Source organism: Candidatus Binatia bacterium, assembly GCA_036382395.1.
In the GTDB taxonomy this organism is placed as follows: Bacteria; Desulfobacterota; Binatia; order HRBIN30; family HRBIN30; genus JAGDMS01.
In genome coordinates this window covers 1-8,857 of sequence record DASVHW010000121.1, presented here as the reverse complement: position 1 = coordinate 8,857, position 8,857 = coordinate 1, and the positions used below count along the sequence as shown (strand labels likewise).

General features: G+C 62.0%; 7 protein-coding genes. 3 read left to right on the top strand and 4 right to left on the bottom strand.

The features are described from left to right. The coding region (locus VF515_05850; GenBank protein ID HEX7407160.1) for an ABC transporter ATP-binding protein/permease at positions 1–1,836 on the top strand (1,836 nt) is incomplete at its 5' end. Positions 1,837–2,382: 546 nt separating this feature from the next. Here VF515_05850 and VF515_05845 read toward each other — a convergent pair. Next, positions 2,383–3,270 carry a hypothetical protein gene (locus VF515_05845; protein HEX7407159.1) on the bottom strand — a complete coding sequence of 296 codons (888 nt, stop codon included), beginning with the start codon at positions 3,268–3,270 and terminating at the stop codon, positions 2,383–2,385. Positions 3,271–4,013: 743 nt separating this feature from the next. Here VF515_05845 and VF515_05840 point away from each other — a divergent pair. Next, positions 4,014–4,499: a hypothetical protein gene (locus VF515_05840; GenBank protein ID HEX7407158.1), complete on the top strand. Its 486-nt coding sequence runs from the start codon at positions 4,014–4,016 to the stop codon at positions 4,497–4,499. A 613-nt stretch (positions 4,500–5,112) separates the two neighbouring features. Continuing rightward, positions 5,113–5,601: a DUF364 domain-containing protein gene (locus tag VF515_05835; protein HEX7407157.1), complete on the top strand. Its 489-nt coding sequence runs from the start codon at positions 5,113–5,115 to the stop codon at positions 5,599–5,601. A gap of 61 nt (positions 5,602–5,662) precedes the next feature. On the opposite strand, the gene VF515_05830 is transcribed toward VF515_05835, so the two are convergent. From VF515_05830 to VF515_05820, 3 genes are all read right to left on the bottom strand, one after another. Further along, the gene (locus tag VF515_05830) at positions 5,663–7,012 is read right to left on the bottom strand and encodes a hypothetical protein (protein HEX7407156.1); all 1,350 of its coding nucleotides are present in this window, start codon (positions 7,010–7,012) and stop codon (positions 5,663–5,665) included. Continuing rightward, entirely contained in the window at positions 7,012–8,448 is a 1,437-nt protein-coding gene (locus VF515_05825) for a class I SAM-dependent methyltransferase (GenBank protein HEX7407155.1), read from the bottom strand. Before VF515_05825 ends, VF515_05830 begins: the two co-directional genes overlap by 1 nt. Positions 8,449–8,536: 88 nt before the next feature. Then, positions 8,537–8,857: IS4 family transposase (locus VF515_05820; GenBank protein HEX7407154.1), on the bottom strand; the 321-nt coding region annotated here is incomplete at its 5' end.

Below are 8,857 nucleotides of genomic sequence, written 5' to 3'. Positions count from 1 at the left end.
GCCGATCGGACAGTGAAGAGCGCATTGATGGACGACCGACAAACGGGACAGCTTCTCGTCGCGCGTTTTTGGGAAGCGGCGCTCGGCTTCTGGCGCAAAGGTGGCGCGCGAAGCGCGTGGCCACTGACGCTTGCCGTGATCGCGATTGCGCTGCTGAATATCGTTCTTCAATACCGGGTCAACGTCTGGCATCGGGCTATGTTCGATGCGCTCGACAAAAGAGATGGCCGCGGCGTCCTGTACCAATCGCTGATCTTTCTTCCGCTGACCCTCGCGAGCATCGGTATCGCGGCGGGGGCCACCTACGCAAAACTGACCACGCAGCGGAATTGGCGCGACTGGTTGAACGCTCACGTGCTCGATCGGTGGCTCGCCGGCGGCCGCTACTATCAGCTCAACCTGGTCCCCGGCGACCATGCCAACCCTGAATATCGCGTCGCCGAGGATCTGCGGATTGCATGCGAGGCCCCGGTGGAGTTTGCGATCGGGCTCTTCTCTGCCGTCTTGTCGGTGATCACCTTCGTCGGCGTGTTGTGGTTCATCGGCGGTGCCCTGACCTTCGAGGTCGGCAGCACGACCGTGACCATCCCCGGTTTCCTGGTCATCGCGGCCGTCACCTACGCCGTGCTGGCCAGTGGGTCGATGGTCGTCCTGGCCCGCGGCTTCGTCGTCGTATCAGCGAACAAGAACCAGGCGGAGGCGGAGTACCGCTATGCGCTCACGCGCCTACGCGAGAACGGCGAAAGCATCGCCATGCTCGGTGGCGAGGCCGAAGAACGCGCCGGCCTCAACACGGGATTCACCATGGTCTTGCAGCGTTGGCGCGAGCTGATTGGGCAGTACATCCGCACCACCATCGTATCGCAGGCCAGTAGCGGCTTCGTCCCGGTCGTTCCGATTCTCCTGTGCGCCCCCAAGTATGTGGCCGGGACGATGTCGCTCGGCGAGGTCATGCAGGCGGCCTCCGCGTTCATCATCGTCCAGACGGCATTCAGCTGGCTGGTCGACAACTATCCGCGGCTGGCGGATTGGACAGCTTCGGCACGCCGGCTCGCGTCCCTGCTGGTGTCACTGGATCGCTTGGAACGTGCTGAGGGCGAAGAAACCAGCGGCCGAATCGTTCGCAGGCCCGCTGCAGACGGCGTACTACGGCTGCATAACCTCTCGGTGACGTTGGACGATGGCAGCGCCGTTGTGAGTGACGCCGACGTCGAGATCGCTCCCGGCGAAAAGGTGCTCGTCGCCGGCGCGTCCGGCACCGGCAAGAGCACGCTGGTGCGGGCGATTGCCGGCCTGTGGCCGTGGGGTACAGGAGAGATCTTCGTCAAATTCGAGGGGTTGTTCCTGATGCCGCAGCAGCCCTATGTGCCGCTCGGAACGCTGCGGCGTGCGGTGACCTATCCGCTCTCTCCCGAGGCGGTTGATGATGCGGTCGTCCGCAAAACGGTGGAAGACGTCGGCCTCGGTCATTTCCTCGACCGTCTCGACGAAGATACGGGTTGGGAACACATCCTGTCCGGCGGCGAGAAGCAGCGGCTCGCCTTTGCCCGCCTCTTCATTCAGCGACCCAACCTCGTGGTGATGGACGAAGCCACGTCGGCGCTCGATCCGTTGAGCCAGGGAGTTCTGATGCGACTGCTCCTGGAGCGGCTCCCGGAAACCACGGTGGTGAGCGTCGCGCACCGCACTGAACTCGAGGCCTTCCACGAGCGCAAACTCGTGCTGGAGTATCATCCCGAAGGCGCGCGACTTGTCCGGGCCGAATCCCTGCCATGGACGTTCCGCCGGTCGGCCAAATTTCTGGCGAGGCTCCTGACTCGGGAGAAACCGCTATAGCCAGATCCGCCTGAGAGTCGTCCGCCGTCCGCTGCGCTTGATGCTCGACCAGCCATCGTTGATCGCCAGGACGCTCATAGGATCTGTCATTCGCCAAATCTGCGGTAAAACCAGGTCTTCACCAACTGGGTCAGGACCACATAACACACCAATATGATCGCCAGTTGGTCGATCCTCCTTTCCTTCAGGCCTTGAGAGCGCGGCGCGTCATACAGCAACTGCCACGTGTTGCTGAAGGACAAGTTCTTCCAGAAGCTCCCCGCAGAAGCCTTTTCGAACCTCAATGTGCGGGTGCCGAACTTTCACCGCGTTCCTCGTCATCGACCTCTCTCCTCGTCCGTCCCCGGATCATACCTGTGTCCCAGCGTGTTTTCGAGACACGGCGACGAAAGGCGACTCATGAGATTGATTCCGATGGCGGCAGCGGTGACCGGGATGAGGGGATGATGCGGCGGTGCCAGGTCCGCGCGCTCGACGAGCACGAGCCGGACGCCTTTGGAGCTGTCGCACTCATCTACGATTTTCCACCCGGCTGAGACGAGTGCCTCACAGTGTCGCCGTGGGCGTCGCCGTCGCGGTTGCCACCGGTATGGGGTTGGTCGGCGTTCGCGTTGCCGTACACGTCGGCGTACGTGTGCGGCTCGGCACGGGGACCACAGAGAAGCTGCAGAAGCTCGAGGCCGAGGGCACCCCGAAGGCGCTGGCGCGCAGTTTCAGCACTTCGACACCCGTCGGTGGCGCGACCGTCGCATGGAAAGTGTGGGGCTGATTCGTCGCCACGAAACCGAACGAGAAGGTGTTGACGAAGCCGTTGGCCAGAATGTCAAACAGCGTCGCACCGGCCTCTGAGACGACGTCGCTGGCAATGTCGAATGACACGGTGATCGGCTCTCCGACAGTGAACGTCGGATGCTGCCCCGTCTCCTCGCAACCGCGATCGGTGGTGACGTGCGGTTGTAGCGCCGCGGCCGGTGTGATGGTCGGCGGCGTTGTATTGGCCGTCGGTGTATTCGTCGGTATCGGCGTGCTGGTTGTCGTCGCCGTAGGCGGCGGGGTTGTCGGGACGTTCAGGACTTCGAAGGTACACGCGCGCGTACTGCTCACCGTACCAGCCCTGGCCGTCAACAGCAGTTCATGCAATCCCGCCGGCGCACCAACCTGGGCCGCCAGGGCAAAGCCCTGATTCGTCATGAGCGATCCCAGACCAAATACGCTAACGAAGCCGTTTGGCTTGATCGCAAACAGCCTCGCGTTCGCTTGAGTGAACGTGGCGCTATCGATGTGCAGGCTCACGATGAGCCTCTCGCCAACGATAAAGGTCGGCGCGTCGCCGGTTTCGAAGCAGCCCTTGTTGGTCGTCAGCCGCGCCTGCAGCTGCGAACCGGGCATCGCCGTCGCGCGCGCAGCGACGAGCCACACCGCGCTGATCATCAAGGCGACTAGCATTCGCCGGAGGACTCGAGCGGAAGACTTAGTGCGGAAATCCAATGGTGTTGTAACTGAAATGGTCATGGTATTGCGCCTCCGGCGTGTTGCGTGCGCGGCACATGTCTTCAGGCTAGTCGTCGCGCCACAAGATTCAATTGAATTCGGCTGATGGGAAGCGTCCTGCAATAAGGAGTCTGGGTCGCAGGGCAACCATATGCTTGGCTCAGTACGGTGCTCGCGCAAGGCGTTTTCGGCGGACGTGGAAGACGGCGTGGAAGTAAGCCGGGCTTGGCCCGAGCGCGCCAAGAGTCCTGTCCCCGTTTGGTCATCCCGAAGACAACGTAATCAGTTTTCCATCTTCCCGCGGATTCCGAGACAGATCAGGTGTAACATTACACGAATTTGCCTGGCACCCTCCCACGCCGGAAAAGACCTTTTCCTGTCAAAGGGCGATGTCCCTAACGGCAAGCAGGTCAATATCTATCGCGCTCATCGTGCCCACGATCATCATGCCCGCCCTCCTGGCCGTGCTGGTATCTGCCCTCTTGGCCGTGTTGGTACCCGCCCTCCTGGCCGCGCTGGTCACGGTCCCTTCGCCACCATGGACAGCCAGTGAGCATACCCGCCGCAAACAGCCCAACAAGCAATACAGACAGCATACGTTTCATACTCCCTCCTTATTGTCGGTTTCACCACTCAGCCCTTTGTTCCCTTGGTGATATTATAGATGGCGACGTTTTTGAAACTTCTTGTTCTATGTTCCGCATCCCCGCCTTCAGGTTTTCATTGAGACTGTTGGTGTTGTGATTCCCCCTGGTGTTGCTGGCTTCGAGGTTGAGGACGCTGTTGTTGCGGTTGCCTCTGTCTCTGAGGTGGCTGTGGTTGCCTTTGTTGTTGTCGTTGTTGAACCTGAGGTTGTCTTTGTCTCTGAGGCTGCTGCGCTTGTGGTGGCCGCGGTCTCTGAGGTTGTTGAACCTGCTGTCTTTGCCTCTGAGGCTGCTGCGCCTGTGGTGGCCGCGGTCCCTGAGGTTGCTGAATCCGTGGTGGCCTTTGTTGTTGTAGGTGTTGTCGCTGGACCTCAGGCCTCTGTTGGTATTGCTCTTGCCTTTGATGTCTCAGTTCCTGTCTCTGTTGTTGCGGTCGAGGTTGATAGCCCTGGATGCCCCAGGTTCCTTGCCTTTCCCAATGTCGATTATTCCGCCAGCTCTTCCAGTTCTGTTCAAGTCGCTGGTTAGGAATCCGTTCATAGTTCCACCGGTGTCCGTACCAATTATGGTCTCTGTAATATCCTCTCCACCCTGGCTCTATATCAAAATAAAAACTCGGAACATTTCTATAATAGCCCCAACCCCGGTTATAATAATGCGAGCGATACCAATGACCTTCCCATAGACGCCACCACCAACCATTCCAGAAAAACATGTCCACATCTATATCAGGGACAACGTACACATCGTTCGTATCAGGCATCACTATTACATCTGGAGGTGCCTCAAATACGATGGGTGGTGGCAGAGAAATCCCAACACTTATATCTACCTCTGCCATTGTTGCCGTAGGAACGACAATTGCCAACCCCAAAACGATTGTCCCTACAAGTAACTGTTTCATTGTGTCGCCTCCGTATCCGCCCCGCCCGACTCTTAGACAGAGAATAAGCCACGATGTTCTTATTGGTCCGGCCGCAGTCCATGACCTGTCCTCAGGTCACCACACCATAGCGTAGCATAGGCTGTGCCAGAGCGGGACGGTCGGGTGGGGTATGGCTACGGGCTGTTCCCACCGAACCCGTCTCGCACCACTGACAATGCCGGCGGAGTGCTGCTGGCTCTTCGGGGACGGCGCTGAATGCAAGGCCTGAACATCCCGCTGAAATTTTCAAGCCGCTTGCTCATGGCGACTGGTCACCTCGCGTCGATCGTAGTCACGGCATCCGGAGTTATAGATATCCGCTCGGTTGAAGTTCGGAATTACTGGAGGCCGTTGCCCTTGAGGCGGTGGACCCTGGTGCGTCACGATCGACCCGGACCTGTGGAACGGTTAGCAACAGAAGAAATGAGGTCGGCCCCGTTGCCCCACCACGCTTCGCGCTTCAACAGATTAACCACACCCCCGCCATCGCAAGCGCTCCACCGGGCTCTCGGCGGCACAAGCCCGTGGCCGCCGCCGTTCTTCAGCCGCGGCGTGCATGTGCTGGGGGGCATTCGCGTACGCAATCCTGACAAGCTGCTGCAAGTCGTGAGCGAAGGGGGCTCCGGCTATTTCTTCGAGGACTTCAGCGAGAAGGTGTGCGTCGTGCGCGCGGATGCCGGGCATATTGGGATGGCGAAGAGTTGACGGAGCCGCGGCGCAATTCCGAGTGAAGGACGTCTGGCGGCTCGGGGCAGCCAAGATCCGCCTACGCTTCGCGGCCGCTGCAGTGCGAAATGACTGTTCTGACCTTGCCGCCTGGCGAGCGGGGAATCGCATCGACCTGCTCGACATTTACCACGACATCGTCGCCCAACATCTTCACCATGGTGGCAATCAGCCGCGGGCGCGTGTTGTCCCAATCCGTTCCCGCAGCACAGACGGCCCGTAACCGGAAACGGCGCAGCTCCTCCTGGATGACTTGCATCTGGACCAACCCAGGGGCTTCGAAGAGTCCGCGCAAGATGGTGCGTGAATGCAGCATCCGGCCGTCGGGCAGCGCCACAAGGTCGTCACACCGCCCATCGACGCACTCGATGAGTGGCAGGGTCCGGCCGCACGCGCAGGCCCCGCGCCCCAACGTCACCACGTCACCCAGCCTGTAATTGAGCAAGACGGTGGCGCGGTTGATCAGGTTGGAGAAGATGATCTCGCCGCGGCCGCCCGGGCCAACCGGCTTGCCGTCGTCGCCGCGCGCCCAGATCGCCACCTGGTCCACATCGACGTGAAAGCCCTCGGCGCGTTCGCACTGAAATGCCAGGCGCAAGGCCTCGGCGGCGCTGTAGGCCGACAAGACCGGAGCGCCGACCTGCCGCTCGATCAGCACGCGGTCCGCATCCGGCATCGAATCACCTCCGTAGAACACCAGCTTGGGCCGAAAGAGCGCGACGTTCCGTTCCCAGGCCCAACGGAAGAGCGGCCCGACATGCGAACCGTAGCCCCGGAGCACGTCCGGCTGGAACGCGTTGATGTGAGCCACGGCGGATTCGAAGGAACCATCCGGCGCGAACACACCGCGCTGAAAATCCATTGCTCGGGGCACCCAGGAATACGCCTCATAGAACCGGCGCAGCTGCGTTTGGATGCCAGTCGGTCGGTACATGATGAGCTCGCGGAAACCGTAGAGCCGTCCCGTGAAGTGCGCCACCACGATGCGCTCACGCTGCCCGTACGCCATCGAGTAGAACGCCGATGCCGCGTCGTGGCGGATCTGCTTCGGCTGCCCCGTCGTGGCGCTCGATTGTAGCTGCACGCCCAGCCGCGTCGCGTACTGACGCGAGAGGAAGCGTTCCGGTGCGGCGGCCACCTGTGCGCTCGTGATGACCGGCAAGCGGGTAAGATCGGCCGCCGTCTGAAAATCTTCCGGCCGCCACCCGGCGGCGTCCATCACGTCGCGATAGTAGGGGACCGTCGCGTAGGCGTGCGCCACCATGCGTTGCACCCGCCGGTTCTGGATGGCGGTCAACTCGTCCATAGGCCGATACGGCAGTCGCGCTTCATCCAGGGCGTGCCACAGCGTGAAGGCGTTCCAGTAGCCTTTGGCGAGCCAATGCGACATCAGACGGCTCCCGTGTTCGGTAAGTTACGTGCCGCTTTGGCGGCAACGAAGCAACCCGTGTAGTAACGCCAGCGACTGCCGTTGAGCCGCTGCGCGGCGGTCAGGGCACGCTGCACGCCGCGTATGAGCGGCTGCCAGCCCAAACGATTCGCAATTCCCACGGCGGCCACCGCCATCATCCGAGGATGATGAACGATTGCGCCGGTATCCTCTACGGTGAAACCTGCCGCCTCCAGTTCGCGCCGCAGCTCCCGCACCATGTATGAGCGGCCGATGTAGAAGGGCACGCACCGCAGGCGGATCGCCAGTCGCAGCAGTGGGTCGAACACATTTTGCCGGTTGTCGAGCGTGATGATGAGGCGCCCCGTCGGCGCCAGAATGCGGGCGATCTCTCGGAGGCTCCGATGCAGGTCGCGGGGCTCAGGAAAGTGATCCAACGTGGACGGCGAGACCACGAGCGCAAAGCTGTTGTTCGCGAAAGGTAAATGCCGTGCGTCGCACGCCACGTAGCGCAGCCGTTCCGGGTTTCGCTCCCGCGCCCGCGCTGCCATCGCCGGGGACAGATCCATGCCGATCACGGTGTTGCCCGACGCGCAGAGGTGGGTGGCGAACGCGTCGGCGGTTCCCATGGATTCCTCGAACAGGTCGGTTTTCAGCACCCGGCCGGCGGACGGGAGGCCGCCCCAGCGCGCGATGAGATCCAGGTACGCCGTGCGCTTCAGGGTGCCGAGAAACTCATCCAAATAGCGGGGCCGCTCGTGGAGATCTCGGTGCACCCGGTCCCAGTACAGATTGGCCGCGCGAGCAGCCAGCGGCTCCGTGGGATCGAGCTTGGTGAAATCGTGACGCCAGCGCCAGAGCTTGATGTAGCCGATTACCCCCACCGGCCGAAAGCCCCCGATGGCTGCGTGGCGAACGGCGGCACCGTCCTCGGGCCAGACCACCGCGGTGACGCGCCGGTATCCTTCTCCGGCGAGTACACGCGTCTCCTCGGTCGCCCGCACCGCGCCGACTCGCAGGTTGCGATACGGCGGCGCGGTGAATAGTTCGTACACGTATGCCTCCTCGGGAGCCAGATCCCAGCGGCGCCGGAGGTATTCAATCCACACCCGACCCGTGGCCACCCAGCCGGTATGGACGAGACGCCCGCGATAGCGCACGGCGAAGCATCGGTGACCGGCGCCAAGACGCCGCCGGATCTCCGCGGGGTCGGCGCCGGGGTAGAAGGCCGCGTACTCCTCCACTTCGTTGTCGCACAATAGACTGACGGTGACCGGTAGGCGCGAAGCAGGGAACGCGGCACGGCCGTCGACCGGGCGCTCCAGCAGCACGACGCGGCGGTAGCCCAACTCGCCGAGCAGCTTCAACCACAGCACCCACAGTCCCTGTTGGTGCAGGATCTCATACGCCCGTTGAGCCGATTGCCACCATGTCATGAGTCACCAGCGCCTCGCTGTCCCAGCTCGACGGGCAATAGAGTCGACCAGTACACCGCTGGACAGTGCCACGTTCGTGGCTGAGCGTCTAGGCGGCGATGCGTTGTGGGGCCTGGTGGGCACGGGCGTAGATCTTGTGGCGCAGGAATTTCGCGAGGATGGCATCCAGGGGTGAGGCAGCGAGAAATTCGGGAAGGCTGCTACGCAAGGCGTGCGCGACGACCAGTTCAGAAGGTGGACGATCGGTGTGCATCGTGCGTAGCCAGCTGCGGAAGAGCTGCCAGACCGTGGAGCTGCAGGAGATCGCCAGGTACTGAAGCAGGCCCTGGGCGATGCATCCGAGCTGGACGTGGCTGTGGTAGGCCGCCAGCTTGCGACGAATCTGTTGGCGATAGCGTTCGGATCTGCG

What these genes read in the sequence shown, in the direction of transcription:
- VF515_05835 (HEX7407157.1), top strand. Translation starts at nt 5,113, where the DNA reads ATGCAAGGCCTGAACATCCCGCTGAAATTTTCAAGCCGCTTGCTCATG.
- VF515_05830 (HEX7407156.1), bottom strand. Translation starts at nt 7,012, where the DNA reads ATGTCGCATTGGCTCGCCAAAGGCTACTGGAACGCCTTCACGCTGTGG.
- VF515_05825 (HEX7407155.1), bottom strand. Translation starts at nt 8,448, where the DNA reads ATGACATGGTGGCAATCGGCTCAACGGGCGTATGAGATCCTGCACCAA.